The 18,765-nt window shown below is 26.8% G+C and carries 14 protein-coding genes and 1 pseudogene; all 15 read left to right on the top strand.

Translation table 11 applies throughout. The features are described from left to right. The first annotated feature begins 21 nt into the window (after positions 1–21). The 15 genes and pseudogenes from BEE63_RS18015 to BEE63_RS18075 all read left to right on the top strand — a co-directional run bounded on the left by BEE63_RS18015 (position 22) and on the right by BEE63_RS18075 (position 18,727). Entirely contained in the window at positions 22–1,716 is a 1,695-nt protein-coding gene (locus BEE63_RS18015; protein WP_066022699.1) for an FkbM family methyltransferase, read from the top strand. 32 nt (positions 1,717–1,748) lie between these two features. After that, positions 1,749–3,107, top strand: coding sequence for a radical SAM protein (locus BEE63_RS18020; protein WP_066022700.1), 1,359 nt, complete (start codon positions 1,749–1,751; stop codon positions 3,105–3,107). A gap of 55 nt (positions 3,108–3,162) precedes the next feature. After that, on the top strand, positions 3,163–4,884 hold the full coding sequence (locus BEE63_RS18025) for a glycosyltransferase (RefSeq protein WP_066022701.1): 1,722 nt from the start codon (positions 3,163–3,165) through the stop codon (positions 4,882–4,884). A 26-nt stretch (positions 4,885–4,910) separates the two neighbouring features. Then, positions 4,911–6,896 (top strand): glycosyltransferase family 2 protein, encoded by a 1,986-nt coding sequence (locus BEE63_RS18030; RefSeq protein ID WP_066022702.1) that lies wholly within the window; start codon positions 4,911–4,913, stop codon positions 6,894–6,896. Between the two features lie 134 nt (positions 6,897–7,030). Next, the gene (locus tag BEE63_RS18035; RefSeq protein WP_066022703.1) at positions 7,031–8,224 is read left to right on the top strand and encodes a glycosyltransferase; all 1,194 of its coding nucleotides are present in this window, start codon (positions 7,031–7,033) and stop codon (positions 8,222–8,224) included. 145 nt (positions 8,225–8,369) lie between these two features. After that, positions 8,370–10,526, top strand: a complete 2,157-nt coding sequence (locus tag BEE63_RS18040) for a glycosyltransferase (RefSeq protein WP_066022704.1) — start codon at positions 8,370–8,372, stop codon at positions 10,524–10,526. Next, a complete protein-coding gene (locus BEE63_RS18045; protein WP_066022705.1) occupies positions 10,519–12,624 on the top strand; it encodes a glycosyltransferase in 2,106 nt (701 codons plus the stop codon). Before BEE63_RS18040 ends, BEE63_RS18045 begins: the two co-directional genes overlap by 8 nt. A gap of 46 nt (positions 12,625–12,670) precedes the next feature. Continuing rightward, positions 12,671–14,008, top strand: a complete 1,338-nt coding sequence (locus tag BEE63_RS18050; protein ID WP_066022706.1) for a hypothetical protein — start codon at positions 12,671–12,673, stop codon at positions 14,006–14,008. A gap of 32 nt (positions 14,009–14,040) precedes the next feature. Beyond that, positions 14,041–14,811 carry a glucose-1-phosphate cytidylyltransferase gene (rfbF, locus tag BEE63_RS18055; protein WP_066022707.1) on the top strand — a complete coding sequence of 257 codons (771 nt, stop codon included), beginning with the start codon at positions 14,041–14,043 and terminating at the stop codon, positions 14,809–14,811. Between the two features lie 170 nt (positions 14,812–14,981). Continuing rightward, on the top strand, positions 14,982–15,146 hold the full coding sequence (locus BEE63_RS21795) for a hypothetical protein (RefSeq protein WP_157797119.1): 165 nt from the start codon (positions 14,982–14,984) through the stop codon (positions 15,144–15,146). Between the two features lie 33 nt (positions 15,147–15,179). Beyond that, a pseudogene (locus tag BEE63_RS22345) lies at positions 15,180–15,575 on the top strand (class I SAM-dependent methyltransferase); the annotation flags it as partial. A 45-nt stretch (positions 15,576–15,620) separates the two neighbouring features. After that, entirely contained in the window at positions 15,621–16,007 is a 387-nt protein-coding gene (locus BEE63_RS22350; RefSeq protein WP_278286436.1) for a hypothetical protein, read from the top strand. 13 nt (positions 16,008–16,020) lie between these two features. Next, a complete protein-coding gene (locus tag BEE63_RS18065; RefSeq protein WP_066022709.1) occupies positions 16,021–16,956 on the top strand; it encodes an NAD-dependent epimerase/dehydratase family protein in 936 nt (311 codons plus the stop codon). A gap of 14 nt (positions 16,957–16,970) precedes the next feature. Continuing rightward, the gene (locus tag BEE63_RS18070) at positions 16,971–17,792 is read left to right on the top strand and encodes a transketolase (protein ID WP_066022710.1); all 822 of its coding nucleotides are present in this window, start codon (positions 16,971–16,973) and stop codon (positions 17,790–17,792) included. Further along, positions 17,789–18,727, top strand: coding sequence for a transketolase family protein (locus BEE63_RS18075; protein WP_066022711.1), 939 nt, complete (start codon positions 17,789–17,791; stop codon positions 18,725–18,727). Before BEE63_RS18070 ends, BEE63_RS18075 begins: the two co-directional genes overlap by 4 nt. Positions 18,728–18,765: the final 38 nt, after the last annotated feature.

Genomic DNA, 18,765 nt, shown 5'->3' on the forward strand with positions numbered 1-18,765 from the left:
CTAAAATAAAGGAGTAAAGTTATGAAAGTTAATGTTTTAATAATTATTGCACAAGGGGAAGTAGAGCTTAATAAAAAGTTTTTTTTGGATAAAATAAGATGGCTCACTGAAAATGGATGCTCAGTTACAGTAATTTCAGATGAAATTAATGTAAAAAAAGAATTGGACAAATATGGTGTTACATATTATGAATGTTATTGGATTAAAAATGCAATAAAAAGTGATTGTGATAGAGAAATTATATTAAGGTTAAGTATAATGGCAGATATTATCCGAAAAAATAGTATTAATATTATTGAGGCAGATGAATTACAAGGTGCAATATATGCATTTTATTTATCACAAATAATTAAGATACCTTTTAATACATATATTTTAAATAAAAATCAAATTGACTTGTGGACTGGTAAGTATTATTCATTATTAAAAATATTAAATAATAAAAATTCTTTGTTTGTTTTGAATGATGATATAAAAAATGAAATAGAGAAAAGAAATGATATAGCAATAAAGGTAGTAGGTGATAAAGAAATAGATTTAACTATGAAAAAATGGATGAATGTTTGCAAAGAAACTATGGATAATTATATAGTTGATCCTAAAGAAATGTTTATAAATTATTGCTCTATTAATAGTTATAGTTTACAAAAATTCGAAGAAAACAATAAAATGAAATTCTTGGACAATGATGGAAAAAAACTTGTACTATTTGGAGCATCGAAATTTGGTGAAGACTTTTACAAGGTCTTAGAAAACCAAAATGTTGTTAAGTTTTTTTGTGATAATGATAGTAAAAAGTGGGGAGAGTACATTAATGATGTCCCGATTATATCACCAAAACAGTTAAAAGATATGAAGAGCGAAGTTAAAGTTTTAATTACAAGTATGTATCATGATGAAATAAAACTTCAATTAGAGAAGATGGGAATTGAAAATATTAATTATATTGAAAATATAAATGCAATAAGATTTGCGAGATTCTATAGATCAAGTCCACTTGTTATGAAAGATCATATAAATGATATTTTTAAAGTGTTAAATATTTTAGAAGATTATAATTCAAAGCAAATATATATGAATATATTAATGCATAAATTAAATTTAGATTTTAATTTATTATATAGTGTTGCCGAATGTAATGAAAACCAATATTTTGATGAAGAAATTATAAAATTAGGTAATAGAGAAATATTTATAGATGCAGGTGCATATGTAGGTGATACAATGAAAAGCTTTATCCATAAGACTAAAGGAAAGTTTGATAAAATATACTCTTTTGAGCCTGATAAGAAAAATTATAATAGGTTATTAAAGAATATTAAGGATAGCAAATATAGTGATAAGGTAGTACCTGTTAATGGTGGAGTATATGATAAAACTACAACATTGAGTTTTTATGATGGATTAGAAGGTGCATCGTCTATAAGTGATCAAGGAGTAAAAAAAGTAAATGTGTATAGCCTTGATGAATATCTAAAGGATACACCGGTAACATTTATAAAAATGGATGTTGAGGGTTCAGAGTATTCAGCAATCATGGGAGCAAAAAAAATTATAACAAAATTAAAACCTAAATTAGCAATTTGTGTATATCATAAAATTGAAGATATGTGGCAAATTCCATTATTGATAAAATCAATAGTGCCAGAATATAAGTTGTATATAAGGCATTATAGTTATGATATGTGTGAAACAGTGTGTTATGCAGTCTTATAATATATTTTTGATTATAAAGGGGGAAAAATAATATGTCAGCTTTAAAATATATATTACCGCTCATAGAAAATGAAGAAATGCGTTTTAAAAAGTATCTCAATTTGCTTATTTTGTTAATGGAAAGAAAAGAAAGAACTGAAAAAGTTAGTGGCAAGCCAATTGATGTTACTATAGATCCATCAACAATATGTCAACTTTCTTGTCCATATTGTGGGACAGGCAATGGAACAATAAAGCGAAAAAAAACATTTCTTAGCAAAGATACAAATACTAAGTATATAGATGAAATTGGTGATGGACTTTTTGTTTCATGGTATTTTAGTACTGGTGAACCTTTGTTGAATAAAGATTTGAGTGAAATAATTAGTGCAAATAGGAAGAAAAATGTATTTACTGTAATATCTACGAATTTAAGTGTTAATCTTACCGATGATAAAATTGATGAATTGTTAAAAAGTGGTATAGGACTGATTAGTGCTTCTATAGATGGGGCAACCGCAGAGAGTTATAGTAAATATAGAAGGAAAGGAAATTTTTCTCTGGTAATAAATAACTTAAAGAAATTAGTTCAGAGAAAAAAGATACTTGGATTGGAATATCCTTTGATTCAATGGAGATTTTTGATTTTTAAACACAATGAAAATGAAATTGATAAAGTGAGAGAGTTGGCTAGAAAAATAGGTGTGGATATAGTAGAGTTTTTTTATGGATATGCACCACAAGATGAAAATGAGTTTGGAATAAATCCATCTAAAGTTAGAGTTGATGGACCTATGATTTCTGGGGAAGCTATAGAAAAATCACTTTTAAAACAGGATACATTTTTAAAAAAGTATATTAAAGAAAAAGAAATAATTGATTATGAGCCAGAAATTCCAGATGTAAAGCTAAGATCACAAAAATGTGATTGGCTATATTTTGGTGGCATGATATTCCCTGATGGTAGAATTTCACCATGCTGTGTTTCTAATGATGAACCAGATGATTTTGGAGAGCTTTCAGATAATAACAGTATTTTAAATGTTAGAAATAATAGTAAATTCATAAGGGCAAGAAAGATGTTCAAAAATAATATTGTTGATAAAGATCTTGTATGCTCAAGGTGTTTATTACCTTTATCGCAAGATTATCAATTTAGAGATACATTAAAAGCAGTTTTATTAAATGCACCTGAATGGGTAATAAAAGTTATAAGTGAGGATTCGGATCTGTTTTTCTATGATATAGACTACAATATTTCCCCAGCTCAAATTGGCATATTTAAAAGTAATCATGAGGATTTTAAATTTAATAAAAATAAATTTGCATCAGTTATCGATATGCTAGAGGATTCAAAAAAGTATACGAATGATTCTAAAATAGATATGATTATAAAATTATTGAAAAAGTAGTAAATTTTAAGTGAGTCTTAGGGATATGTTGATTATTAATGTAAGGAGGAAGAATATGAAAATTTTTTACGTTGTACATACATTTTATCCAGAAACTTATTCAGGAACTGAGAGATTTGTATTTAATCTTTCTAGCCAGATTGGAAAGATGGACAATAATGTAAAAGTAATTACTCATAGCTTTTATAATGATAAAACTTATGATAGAAAAATTAATAACATTTTAATAAAAAATTTTGTTTATAAAAATGTACCAATAATGGCTTTTAAGCTGTGTGATGAATTAGTAGATGACTTAGAGTTAGAAAATAGTAAATATGTTGATGCTGCAGTTGAAATATTATCAGAAGAAAGACCAGATATAATACATATATGTCATACTATAAGAGCTGCCTTTTTTATAAAGGCAGCAAAACTGTTAAATATACCATATGTGGTAACATTAACAGATTTTTTCCTCGTATGCCCTAAGATTATTTATTTAAATTATAATTATGAAATATGTGAAGGATCTAGGTCTGGTGAAAATTGTGTAAATTGTCACAGTAAAATTAAAAATAAAAAAATCTTTAGCAAAAGGTTCAAAATTGCTAAAGATTTTTTAAAGGATGCTAAAATGGTGTTTACTCCATCATTAGCTTTGAAAAAAGTATTTGTTAATGAATTTAAGAATTCAATTGATATTAAAGTTATTAATCATGGCATAGATTTTAGTAAAATTAGAATGAATAAAAAAATTTATAAGGATAATGATAAAATAACTATTGGATATATTGGAGCTTTGATTTATCATAAGGGTGTTAATTTGATAATTAATGCATTGTCACGCATTAGAAATGATAACTATAATTTTAAATTGTATGGTACTGGAGAGTTTGAAGAAATATTAATGATTATGGCTGCTAAGCAAGGCGTTAAGAATATTGAATTTTGTGGTAGCTTTTTAGGTGACAATATATGGGAAATGTATAAGGACATAGATATTGCTATAATTCCATCTATATGGAATGAAACGTATTGTTTTGTTGTATATGAAGCATTGGCATGCAATGTACCAATAATTGTAAGCAATGTTGGGGCACTAACGGAAAATGTAAAAACAGGAGTAAATGGATTGGTGTTTGAAAATAAAAATGTACATCAATTAAGTGAATGCATAAAGCTGATTTTAGATAAGCCTAGTATTTTGAATAATTTTAAAGATAATATATGTAAAATGGAAATACAAAGTACGGAACAAGAGGCTAAATGCTATTTTGAGGAATACAAGAAATATATTTTTAGTAATGATAGAGATAAGAAGCTAGTTTACAATTCTAATATAAATAATGAAAAAAATCCACTAAGTTCATTAATAATGGATTCGGGTGAAAACTTTGAAAGCAATTTCATAAAAAAAGAAACTTATAAGATTTTGAATGAATATGATTTAAAGCGCGATTTCTTAATTTTTATGATATATAAAATCTGCTATTTAAAGGAAAAATTTATTCATAAAAAGGTTAATTATGTGATTTGGGGTGCTAGTAATTCGGGTACAATAACAAAAATGTTAATTAGCAAATATTTACCTAATTTTAATTTAGTATGTTTTGTTGATAAGTATAAAGAAGGAAATTTACAAAATTGTATAATACGTAAAACAGATGATATCTCTAAATTAAATTTTCAATATATATTAGTAGCTACATCACCGGGGAAACAAGAAGCTAATAAATGTTTGAAAGAATTAGGCTTAAATCTTATTGAAGATTATATGTATGGATATGGCGTTTAATTATAATTTAAAAAGGAGAAATAAGAGTGTTTAATGATTATGTATATGATATTGTAATACCAATATATAATGCGTTTGATGATTTAATTCAATGCATAAATTCAATTTACGAAAATACTTTAAATGAGAGGTTCAATTTAATATTAATTAATGATAATAGCAGCGATATGAGAATTAAAAAATACTTAAATTCATTATGTAGTAATAAAAAAAATGTAATTATCATAAATAACGAAGAAAATTTAGGATTTGTAAAAAGTATTAATATTGGTATGAAGTACTCAAATAATGATGTAGTGATACTTAATAGTGATACTATTGTCACATTTAAGTGGTTAAATAAGATTATAAGTTGTGCATATAGTGACGATTTAATTGCAACGGTGACTCCTTTAACAAACGATGGTACGATATGTTCGGTTCCTAATTTTTGTACACACAATTCAATTCCTGAAAATTTCAATTTAGATAGTTATGCTAAATTAATTGAAAAAATTAGTTTTAAAAGTTATCCAGCAGTTCCAACGGGTGTAGGTTTTTGCATGTATATTAAGAGAAAGGTCTTAAATCAAATAGGATTACTTGATGAGGAAAGTTTTAACAAGGGATATGGTGAAGAAAATGATTTTTGCTGCAGAGCTATAGAGTATGGATATGTAAATGTTATTTGTGATAATACTTTTATATATCACAAAGGTAGTAAATCTTTTGGAAGCAAAAAAAATAAATATATTGAAGAAAATTCAATAAAATTAAGAAATAAGTATCCTTTTTATTTTAATGAAGTAGATAAGTTTATAAGAACTAATCCTTTAAGAGATATACAGGAAAATATTAAGAATTACATTTCAATTAAAAATAACAAAAGAAATGTATTATATTTAATGTCTGTGAAATTAGAGGATTATCATGAATATATAGAAACCCTACCGTTAGATATTAATAAATTTTTTATTACATCCAATGGTAGGGAATTGCTTTTAACGGTTTATTCAAATAAATATGTGAAAAAATTTAATTTTAAATTAGAATGTTTTATAAGACCTTCTACATATTTTGAAAAAAGTTATAGAGAAATTTTAGAACAAATTATTTTAATGTTTGATATTGATTTTATTCATGTATATGATTTGAAATTTCATACTTTTGATATATCTGAAATAGCTAAAAAGTATTCTATTCCATTATATATTACTATACATGATTATTATCTATTGTGCCCAGATACTAAAAAGGAATTTGATATACGTAATTATCCGATTACTAAAGATATAAGTTCTGAAATTATATACAAAGATTTAGGCTATAGCAAAAACTTTCTAAATATTTGGAAGTCTAAAGTTAGGGAGCATTTAAAAAATTACGATAAAATATTTTTTCCTTCTCATAAATTGGCTGAGATATTTGATGGATTTATTGAATTATCTGATTCAAATTACTTAATTGAAGATAAGACGCAAAAAGTTTATAAATACATTAGTCATGTAAATAGAGATGTTACAAGGTTGAGTGAAAATGTAGTCAATGGTAAATTTAAACCTTATCTAATTTATAATGCAATGTTACGAGATGAAAATAATTATGCACATCAGACTGAAAGATTTTTTGATATATATATAGATAAGGTAATGGACAAAATAGAAAAAAAGTTTTATTTAGATATTAATTATGACTTTATATGTAATATGAAAAAATCCATAATTGTTTTGTTGAATGATTACAGTAATAAAAAAATAAGGTACGTTATTTGGGGAGCAAGTAATTCGGGTAAGATAACTAAAACTATATTTGAAAATATTTTGCCTAACTTTGAATTGATTGGGTTTATTGACAAATTCAAAAGCGGAAAATTTGAAAATATAGATATTTATAATCCACAAAATTTGAATAGGTTAAATTATGATTATATTGTAATAGCTACTACTGCTGGAAAAGCAGAAGCTGAAAATGTTTTAATTAGTGAGGGTAAAGAATATGGGAAAAATTACACTTTTGGTTATGGTGTAATTTGACTTAATGATAGCTTACTTATACTAGAAATATAACAATACGAAATATGGATAGCTCGTTAAAAAGATAAAAGTATAGTAGATTGCAGTATTTTGCAATTGATTATAAATAATATAAATTGTTAGGAGTGCTTTTTATGAATTATGCTAATATATCAGCGATAATTCCGACATATAATGGAGAAAAATTTATAGGTGAAACTATTGAAAGTATAATGTCTCAGACTTTACCTGTAGAAGAATTAATAATAATTGATGATAAAAGTAGTGATGATACTTTGAAGATATGTGAAAAATATAGTGAAAAATATAGTGATATTTTTATTTATAAAAATAAAAGTAATATAGGATCATCTGCAAGTAGAAATAAGGGAATAAAATTAAGCAAAAATAATATTATACTTTTTATGGATCAAGATGATATAGCACTTCCAACTCTTGTTGAAAAAGAATTAAGTTATTTAATTAGTTTAAATAAAAAAAATAGTAGTTGTAATCCATGGGTTGGTGTACATTCAGCATATCAGCAAATTAATCAATATGGCAATGTTATAAATACAGTAATTGATTGGAAACAAGTACAATCAAGTGAATTATTAGGATATGAATTTGTACGAAATCATATTATAACTAATTCAGGAATGCTGTTAGATAAAAGGACTGTTATTAAGTGTGGAATGTTTGATGAAAATCTAAATTATTCTCAGGATTGGGATTTATGGTTAAAAATTTGTCAAGTGGCTGGTATCGGGTATATAAATGAACCTATGATCAAATTAAGAAGACATGATAATAACACATCAAGAAATGTTGAGGATTTTATAAATGATGAAATTAAAATTTTAAAAAAGTATGATATAAAATTTATAAAAACATCTATTTTTAAAAGGAATTTGCCGTATGAAAAAAATTGTGTTGATTATGTGTCAGTATTATTTAAACTTTCAAAATTAAATGATGGATTTGAAATTTTGCAGGAATGTTTGAAAAAAGAAAAGGATGATTATTCTGCAATTTTTTATTTGGGAGTATATTATTTAAAAATTGGTAGTTGGCAGCTTGCTAAAAAACAATTTGAAAAAGTAATTTTATTGAATCCTATAAATGCTGCATCATTTAATAATTTAGGTGCGATTTTTATAGTAGAAGGTGAAAAGAATATGGCACTTATGTATTTAAAAAAAGCATTAGCACTTTTAAATAATTATAATGATGCAAAGTATAACTTACAATTATTAGACAATAGTAAGGTTGATTTTGAACAAGTTAAATTTACAGATAGAGAGCTAAGAAATCAATTAATATGCTATTCCAATAATAATTTTCGTTAAGTATAATTTAATTATGGTGTGTTATAAGTACTTAAATGTGAATTTCTATTATGTGCTTTAAGTTAAAGAAATAGCAGAAAATCACGATATTAATATAAGCAGTATATTTTATAACAATGTTTTTAGTAAACAAGAGGTGATGCTAATGTTAACTAGTATAATAATACTTACATATAATAATTTAGAGTATACAAAGCAATGCATAGAAAGTATAAGGAAAAATACTAAAAATAGTGAATACGAAATTATAGTTGTTGATAATTGTTCAAATGATGGTACACGTGAATGGCTTAATAATCAAGAAGATATCATTTTAATATTAAATGAAGAAAATGTAGGATTTCCTAAAGGATGTAATCAAGGAATTGAGGTGGCTTCAGGAGATAATATTTTACTTCTTAATAATGATGTAATAGTAACACATAATTGGTTAGATAATATGATTAAATGTCTTTATAGTTCTGATAATATTGGTGCTGTTGGTCCTGTATCAAATAGTGTATCGTATTATCAGCAAATAAATACTAATTATACTAATTTAGAAGAGTTAATTGACTTTGCTCAAGGATATAATGTCAGTGATGTTTCGAAGTGGGAAGATAGACTCAAATTAGTTGGATTTTGTATGCTTATAAAAAAGAATGTTTTGGATGAGATTGGGCTACTTGATGAAATATTTTCACCAGGAAATTTTGAGGATGATGATTTATCTTTAAGAATAATCAATGCGCATTATAGGTTGATTTTATGTAAGGATACATTTATACATCATTATGGAAGCGTTTCCTTTAGTCAAGATGATAAGTATATAAGTTTATTGAAAACAAATGAAAATAAGTTTTATGATAAATGGAAGTTTACAACAAGAGATACTACTGCCATAAATGAAAATTTAATTAATCTTATAAATGAAGATAAAAATGGTAATTTTAAAGTTTTAGATATAGGCTGTGGATGTGGTTCTAACTTACTTAAAATAAAAAATATTTATAAAAATGTAAAGTTATTTGGGATAGATAAAAATGCTTATGCACTCAAACAAGCTAGCAATATATGTGAGACTTATAATGGCGATATTGAAAATTTTGAATTTAGTTTTAGTGAAAATAAGTTCGATTATATAATAATGGACAATATATTAAATTTATTAAATGAACCTGAATTGATTTTGAAAAAATTGAAAGACTATTTAACAGAAAAAGGAAAAATCATAGTAAGTGTTCCAAATGCCATGAATTATAAATTTTTATACAATATGATGATGGGAAATCATTTGTATAAAAACGATTTTGTATATAATGTTATATATGATAAGCCAACTTTATTCTTTAATTATAAAGAAATTAAAGATGTGTTCTTAAAATCTGGGTATAAAAATGTTACTTTTAATAAGGTAATGACGACTGTAATGAATGGAGACGAAAATTTCGTTAATAAATTATGTGGAATTTTTGGTCAGGATAAAAAGGAACAATATTTAATATATGAATATATTGCAGTTGGCTGTGGTGATGAAAAATTAAATCATATAGATAAATTAATAAAGGAAATTGAAGATGATGGATTTAGTGGTATTGAGAAGGAAGCAGTTGATTTTATAAAGGATACTAATTTTGATGATATTATAAAATCTGTAGACAAGATTTCAAAAGATAAAGTTGAAGTTTTGAATTATATAGCAAATATGATGTTTCAAAATAAGTATTATGAATATGTAATTCCATTTTTGCAAAGGGCTTTTGAAATTAATTCAAAAGACAGAGACACTTTGTATAACATATCATATATGTTGCATGTTTTTAAAGAAGATAAACTTGCAATAAAATATCTAAATATGATAGAAAATAAAAATAGTATGGAATTAGAACTTATGAATGAAATAAATAATAAGCTTGGTAAAAATACTGATATTCAAGTTAAGTTTTTACTAAGGAGAATTGAAAATAATATTGAAGTAGAAGAAAGTAAAAATAAATTAATTACAATGTTTAAAGATGGAATTTTAAATTGTAATAATATTATTTCTAGTGTTTTTAGTAATATTATAAAAAAAGAGTATATTTTAAATGAAATAGCAATTTTGTGTTATGAAAATAGTTTATATGATGAAGTCATTCCTATGCTTCAGAAATCCTATGAAATTAATAATTGTAATTCTGATACTGTATATAATCTTGGATATATATTACATAAGTTTGGTCAAGATGAATTGGCGCTGAGATTTTTAAAGAATATGGAGAATGATGATAGTGAAATTAAAAATTTAGCAGATGCTATTAGAGGTGAAAATAGTGATGAATAATAAAAAGATTTGTTTTATATCTTGTGTAAATAATGATGCTATATATGATGAATGTTTAAAATACATAAATAATTTGAATATACCAGATGGATATAGTATGGATACAATGTTCATAAAAGAAGCTAATAATATGGCAGAGGGTTATAATTTAGCAATGAAAGAAAGTGATGCTAAATATAAAGTGTATTTACATCAAGATGTATTTATAATAAATAAAAACTTTATTCAAGATATAATAGATATTTTTATAAATCATCCAGAGGTTGGTTTGCTTGGAATGGTTGGAGCTAAGACATTAGATGAATCAGGGGATTTAAGCAAATCAAAATTTAAAGTTGGTAAAGTTTATGAGTCAAGTACGGGAAAAATTAATTTGCTTTCTTTAGGTGAATGCCATGATGAAGTTGAAAAAGTAAAAATAATTGATGGGTTCATAATGGTTACTCAATATGATTTAAAATGGCGTGATGATTTGTTTAATAGTTGGCATTTAAATGATAGTTTTCTAAGTGCTGAAAGTATAATTGCTGGATATAAAATAGTGGTACCGAGACAAAAATCGCCATGGTGTATTCACGATTGTAGAGCTGTCAAAACAGGATGGAATAATGAAAAATATAATAAGATTTTTGCGAAACAATATTTGTCAGATGTTAAATTTAAATTCTTTTATTTTGGAAATAGATCACAAATTGCTCCTGGATTTGAAGTGGATTATTCACAAGGTATAAGTATAGGTGAAGATGTTGTTATTTTAAAAGACGCATGTTTTATGATTCCTTTTGGAAAGTTAGGATATGAACCGAATATAAAAATTGATGATGGATGCCAATTTGGAAGGCGGCTTGTAATTTCGGCTGCACATACTGTAAGGATAGGAAAGAAGTGTATATTTGCATCTAATATACATATTACAGATCATAATCATGAGTATAAAAAAGTTGGAATTCCTATAATGTATCAAGGAATAACTTCATTTGAAAATGAAGTCATTATTGGAGATGGTACATGGATAGCTAATAATTGTGTTGTAGTAGGAAATGTTAAAATAGGAAGAGGATGTACAATTGGAGCTAACAGCGTAGTTACTTCTAATATACCAGATTATTGTGTTGCAGTTGGAAGTCCAGCAAGAGTAGTTAAAGCTTTTGATTATGTATCTGGTAAATGGATTAAAACAAAAGATAATAATGAATTATCTAAAGTTTTAGAAGATAGAAGAAAATCTCAGCCTATTTTGTCTATTTGTATTCCAACGTATAATAGGTCACAGTATTTGGATAAATGTTTAAAATCTATATTTGACGACATTGGAAATGATACTAATATAGAAGTAGTTGTATCAGATAATAATTCTGAAGATAATACAAAAGAAATAGTAGATAAATATATGAAATTGTATAGTAATTTGAAATATTTTAAAAATGAACAAAATATTGGAGCAGATAAGAATGTGCTAACTGTTTTAAAAGAAGGAACTGGAAGGTTTATTACAGTTCATGGTGATGATGATTATTTTGCATTTCAGGGTATATATAAACTAGTAGATAAAATATATAAAAATCCTAATTGTGGGGTATTTTATATATTTAATAATTCTAAAGTTAGTGAAAAGATAGATTGTGGAATTAATAATTTTATAAAAGATGTATCGTTTTACTCTACATACGCTTCAGGTATTATATTAAAGAAAAGTGATTTTGATGATATAAAAGAAAATGATAAATTTGTAGATTTACGTTTAAATCAGGTGTATCTTCAATTGTCAATATTGTTAAGAAATAAACCTTATTGTGTATTATATGATAATTTTTTTAGCGAAGCAGGTGCACATAGACCTTCTGGATACAATTTTGGTGAGGTATTTATTCAAAATTATCTTGAAATATTATATTATTTTAAAAATTTTGGGTTAAATGATGAGACGATAAAAATAGATAAGAAAAAATTAATGGAAGAAATGATTTTACCATGGTGCAAGCTAATAAAGAATGGATATGCAAAATTGGAGCTAAATGGCATTGAAGAATATATAGAAAAATATTATAAAGGTGAGTCTTACTTAGAAGAATTATTAAAGATAATTAGGGAATTATAAAATATTTTATGAAAAGCTAATTATTATATAGATAGAAGGAAATTATATGGATGTTAAAACTTTTGTATTTAAAGAAAACGAAAAATCATACCATGAGCTGGAAAAAATGTTATCAAGTAAATTACAAGTGAAACTGGATTTTCAGTATAAAAGTTATAATGATTTTCCACAAAAATTGAAAAAGTTATTAAAAAGATACAGGGAAGAAGTAAATTTGAGCATTAGCAATGAATATAATCTTCAAAAAGTTATTGATAGTTGCATAGATGCTTCGCCGCTTAAAATATATAATTTAGTTTTAGAAGAGGGAACTTATAATGTAATGAATCTAAGAACTAGAGATTGGGTAAATCTTTATGGTAAGACATCACAAAGGGAGAAATACAAAATTGTTGGAAGACGAAATGATGGATCAAAAAATTGTGGATTATATCAAACAATTATATTTCAAAGTACATCTGAATTAAGAAATTTAACAATAACTTGTAGAAATATGAGGTATCCTATTCATAATGACGCATGTTCTGCAGGAACAGAGCAAAGAATAATAAATTGTCACATAGAACATTTAGGTAATTGGATAAGTGATGGCTCAAGGTTGGCGGAAATGGATGAGTGTGGGTGGACATCTTGCCATGCACATGGGTGTGGAACTAGCAGTGGAATGAGAATATATATTGAAGGATCTACCCTAATTGCCAGAAAGTATGGAGCGGCACTTTATGCTCACAATAATGCAAACTTTGTAAAGCCTAGTAAAATATTTTGCACCAATTCTAATATTATTCAAGCTGATGGCGGACCAGCAGTTTTTATGTCAAGTCTAGGGTCGCAAAAGGAAGATATTTGTTACTTATATAATAATTATATAATCGGGCCAATCATTATTGAAGATATTCCTTGGTTAGGAAAAGAAAAAGAAAATCATTCAGAATGGCTTATTAGGGGAAAAGAGAATTCATATTCATTTTTTTATAATGGTATATCAAAAAAAGAGGAATTGCAATATAAATATGGTAAACTAGATCATTATATAAAATTAAGAAATAGTAGTGATAAGGTTATAAAAAAGGGTATGGCATGTTGTTTTAAGGATGGTACAAATGAAATTAAAATAATGAGTAATAAAGATTCGCTAAAAATATTTGCAGGAATTGCTGCTGAGGATATACAAGTTGGTAGAACTGGTTATTTGCAGTATTGTGGTGAAATTTTGCAAGATGATATTTTAATTGAGGATGATAAATATTTATATAAACAAAATTTGGCAGTATCAAATAACAATGAAGGAATATTTGGCGGTAATAAAAGAAGTATTTTACTGCGATATACGAAAGAATGGGTATTGGAAAATAAAAAAATAAACATATATAAAATTTTATAGTGAAATATGTATTAAAAAGGTGAGGCGATTTTATGAAAGCAGTTATTTTGTGTGGTGGAAAAGGTACTAGAATGCGGGAAGAAACAGAATATAGACCTAAACCATTGGTGTTAGTGGGCGGGAAGCCAATACTATGGCATATAATGAAGCTCTATTCTTATTATGGTATAAATGATTTTATACTTTGTGTTGGATACAAAGGTGACATGATAAAACAATATTTTATGGAAATGTATTGGAGAAATAATGATTTTACATTACATATTAATGGCGATAACCATATTGAATATCACACAAAGGAAGAAGAAAAATGGAATGTAACTATAGTTGATACAGGGCTTGAGACTTTAACAGGTGGAAGGTTAAGACAAGTTAGAAATTATATAGAAGATGATGAATTTATGTTTACATATGGTGATGGGCTAAGCAATGTTAATTTGCAGAAACTATTTGAATTTCATAAAAGCAAAAAAAGGCTTGCTACACTTACGGGTGTTCATCCATTGTCCAGCTTTGGATTAATGGAAATTGAGAAGGGTATAGTTATATCTTTTAAGGAAAAACCGGTTCTTAAGGATATGGTTAATGGTGGCTATATGATTTTAAACAAGAGGATATTTGATTATATTCCAGATGAAGATTGTATGTTTGAGGCAGAGCCTTTGAAAAAATTGGTTGTAGATTCGCAACTTGCAGTATACGAGCATAAGGGATTTTGGAAAGCAGTAGATACTTTTAAGGATGTATCAACAGTAAACAAAATGTGTGAAGGTGGTAATATGCCATGGAAAATATGGAGTTAGATCTATTCAATGGATTCTATAAAGATAAAACAATTTTAGTTATAGGAAATAAGGAGAAAAGTAAAATATTATATTAAAAAATTAAGTAGGAAGTGTAAATATGAAATGTAGAATATGTGGAAATGAAAATTATTTGTGAAATGAAAAATTCAGCTTTGGAAGTTTGAAAGTTGTATAATAAGGTTACCAAATTTAATGGTATATCTTTAAAATTATATAATTGTCCATGTTGCAACTATTATCAAATACCATATGTTAATGATGAAGGATATTATGATGACTATGTAATGGCGGTATCACATACGGATAAAATTAAAGAAGTACAGACAAATTAAGTTGAAAAATTAAATGAATTAGGTTCTGAACATGATAATTTTTTAGAAATTGGTTGTGGTGATGGTTCTTTTTTAGAACATACAAAAAAATATTTTAATAATCAAATTGATTTTGAACCATCCTCTGAATTTTGTGAAATGTGTAAAGAAAAAAAGTTAAAAGTTGTCAATGAATATTTTACAGGTAAAACTAATGTTAATTGTAAATTTGATGCTTTTGCCTGCAGAGAAGTTTTTGAACATATTGATAATCCGGTTGAAATATTAAAAAATATTTTTAATGTGTGTAATCATGGAGCGGTAGGATTAATTGAAGTTCCTAATGGCCAGGAAATGATTTCGGAAGACAGATATTATGACTTGTTTTCAGATCATATAAATTATTATACACCTTTAAGTCTAGCTTATCTCTCCAGGTTAGCGGGATTCGAAGTTATTAAAATCAGGCAATTATTTTCTAATGATTATTTGGAATTGTATTTAAGAAAGGGAAAGCAAAATCAAAATCTTTTAACTAAGAGGACAAACGACATTCAGTTTATTTTAGAACAAATTCAAAAATTTCATAATGTTTCAATTTGGGGTGCGGGTGCTAAATCACAGGCTATGATGACAGCTTGTGGCAGTAAGTTTCATATAAATCATGTATTTGATACTGATAAGTACAAACAAGGTAAATATTTAATCAATTGTGATAAAAAAATTGAGTATCCCGATATGGAAAAAATAAATTCTAATGATTTGATAATTATATTTGCTGTATCTTATGAAGACGAGATTATGAGGATGTTGAGAGATGATTTTAAATATAAAGGATATATTTTGAGCTTAGAGGGTAAAGCTAAAATAATTAATATATGAAAGGAATTTGAAAGTGAATAATAAAATTTTAGTTACTGGATCAACTGGTTTTATAGGAGCCTGTTTAGTAGAAAATTTAGTGAAAAACAACTTTGATGTTAATATAATAATACGGGAAAGTTCAAATATTTGGAGATTGAGGAAGGTAATAAACAGCGTAACAGTGCATTATGCCGATATTACTGATTTTGATAAAGTGAATAAAGTTGTTAATTGTGTAAAGCCGGATTATATCTTCCATCTTGCAACTTATGGTGCATATTATTACCAACAAGATGATAATGAAATAATTAAAACTAATATTATTGGAACTAAGAATCTTGTAGATTGTTGTTCTAAAATAGATTATAAGGCATTTGTAAACGTAGGAAGTTCGTCAGAATATGGAATGAAAAGTTGTGCAATGAAAGAAAGCGATATTCTTGAGCCTATTAATGTATATGGTATTACAAAAGCGGCTGCAACTAATTATTGTAACATGATTTATAAAACTCAGGGAAAACCTATTGGAACGGTGAGATTATTTTCAGTTTATGGAAAATATGAAGATAAAACTAGATTGATACCTTCAGTGATTTTATCTTGTTTAAGAAACGAAAATCCTAAATTGGCTAATAAATTTGCTGTAAGAGATTTTATATATGTTGAAGATATTGTAGAGCTTCTTAAATATGTTGCATTTGAAGGAAAAATTGCAGGTAAAATTTACAATGCTGGTAGTGGTCATCAAATGTCTATTGAAGAAATGGCTAGTGTAATTATTGATGAATGTGCAGGAAATTTTGAACCATTATGGGGAGAATTATCTGGAAGATCTTCAGATACAGATAGCTGGGAAGCGGATATGTCTTTGGTTTATAAAGAATTAGATTGGAAGCCTAAATACAATGTTAGAAGTGGTATAAAGGAAAGTGTAGCATGGTTCAAAAAAAATATTGATTTATATTAAACAAAGGAGACGTTATGGATAATATTGAAATGAATAAGCTTTTTACTATATCAAAAATCATTAGAAAAGAAATAGTTAAAATGGCGTATATATCAAAAAGCTCGCATGTTGGTTCTGCTTTATCATGTGTTGACATTTTAGTTACATTGTATTTTAAATATATGAATTTGAATAAAGACAATATATGTGATGAAAATAGAGACGTTTTTATTCTTAGTAAAGGCCATGCATGTTCAGTGCTATACTCGGTTTTAGCTCATAAAGGTTTCTTTAGCGTTGATATGCTGGATACATATTGTAAAGATGGTACTAAATTAGGAGGACATCCATCTAAACAGGTTATGCTTGGAATTGAAGCTTCAACAGGGTCTCTTGGCCATGCATTATCTATTGGCTGTGGCATGGAAATAGCTAATAGAGGCAAAATGTGTAAAACCATTATTTTAATGGGAGATGGGGAATGTAATGAAGGTTCAGTGTGGGAGGCTGCAATGTTTGCTTCAAGTAACCATTTATCAAATTTAATAGCTATAGTTGATAATAATGGATTACAAGGGCTAGGAAAAAGTAAGGAGATTTCTGGTGAAAAGTCTTTGAAAGATAAGTGGGAGGCATTTGGCTGGAATGTTAAGGAAATTGATGGAAACGACTATGCTTCTATAGATGAGGGATTAAAATTGGCATATAATAATGATACAGGTAAACCTTTTGCATTAATTGCGCATACGGTAAAAGGTAAGGGTGTATCATTTATGGAAAATAAGTTAGAATGGCATTATAAATCTCCTAATAAACAGCAATACGAAAAAGCAATAAGGGAGTTGGATTCATTATGAGAACTGCGTTTATTAATAAATTAATAGAATTAGCAAGAAAAGATGAAAATATATATTTACTTACAGCAGACTTAGGCTATTCTGTATTTGAAGGATTTGCAGAAGAATTTCCTGATAGATTTATTAATGTAGGTATTAGTGAAGCTAATATGATAGGTGTTGCTGCTGGACTTGCCATGAAGGGCAAGATTGTGTATGTTTATTCAATTATACCATTCTTGGTTATGAGATGTTGTGAGCAAATTAAATTGGATGTGTGCTACCAAAACTTAAATGTTAAATTTGTTGGTGTAGGAGGTGGGTTTAGCTATGGGGTACAAGGAACAACCCATCATGCTACTGAAGATATAGCGATAATGAGAGTACTTAACAATATGAAAGTGGTATGCCCTGGTGATCCGTATGAAGCTTCAAAGGCTGTTGAAGCTTCAGCTGAAATAGATGGACCTATGTATATAAGGCTTAATAGAAATAATGAAAAACATATTTTTAGTCATCCTTTTCCGAAATTTAAAATTGGAAAAGCTATAAAAGTTATCAGTGGAAATGATATAAGTATAATTTCAACAGGTAACATGTTAGAACAATGTTTGAATATTTCAAAAAAGTTAATAGATAATAATAACGTTTCAGTAAATTTAATTAGTATGCACACAGTGAAACCTATTGATAAAATTGCTGTAGATGAATGTGCAAGACATACTAAGTATATTTTTACAGTAGAGGAACATAATTTAATAGGTGGTCTTGGAAGTGCAGTGAGTGAAATATTATGTGAAAACATGAACAAAAATATAATATTTAAGAAATATGGAATTGGTGATAGGTATCCACAAGCTTTTGGTAGCGAAGATTATCTAAGAAAATTCTATAATATTGATGAGGAGTATATTTATAATGATATTTTGAAATCAATTAGTAAACAGAAAGCGTGAAATTTTGGCTAATTTAGAGGTAATTAAGGAGTGTAGAA

The sequence above is a fragment of the Clostridium pasteurianum genome (assembly GCF_001705235.1).
GTDB lineage: Bacteria > Bacillota > Clostridia > Clostridiales > Clostridiaceae > Clostridium_S > Clostridium_S pasteurianum_A.

Coding starts and splice junctions, on each gene's coding strand:
- BEE63_RS18015 (WP_066022699.1), top strand. CDS start 22: ATGAAAGTTAATGTTTTAATAATTATTGCACAAGGGGAAGTAGAGCTT.
- BEE63_RS18025 (WP_066022701.1), top strand. CDS start 3,163: ATGAAAATTTTTTACGTTGTACATACATTTTATCCAGAAACTTATTCA.
- BEE63_RS18070 (WP_066022710.1), top strand. CDS start 16,971: ATGGATAATATTGAAATGAATAAGCTTTTTACTATATCAAAAATCATT.
- BEE63_RS18040 (WP_066022704.1), top strand. CDS start 8,370: ATGTTAACTAGTATAATAATACTTACATATAATAATTTAGAGTATACA.
- BEE63_RS18050 (WP_066022706.1), top strand. CDS start 12,671: ATGGATGTTAAAACTTTTGTATTTAAAGAAAACGAAAAATCATACCAT.
- BEE63_RS18045 (WP_066022705.1), top strand. CDS start 10,519: ATGAATAATAAAAAGATTTGTTTTATATCTTGTGTAAATAATGATGCT.
- BEE63_RS18020 (WP_066022700.1), top strand. CDS start 1,749: ATGTCAGCTTTAAAATATATATTACCGCTCATAGAAAATGAAGAAATG.
- BEE63_RS18035 (WP_066022703.1), top strand. CDS start 7,031: ATGAATTATGCTAATATATCAGCGATAATTCCGACATATAATGGAGAA.
- rfbF (WP_066022707.1), top strand. CDS start 14,041: ATGAAAGCAGTTATTTTGTGTGGTGGAAAAGGTACTAGAATGCGGGAA.
- BEE63_RS18075 (WP_066022711.1), top strand. CDS start 17,789: ATGAGAACTGCGTTTATTAATAAATTAATAGAATTAGCAAGAAAAGAT.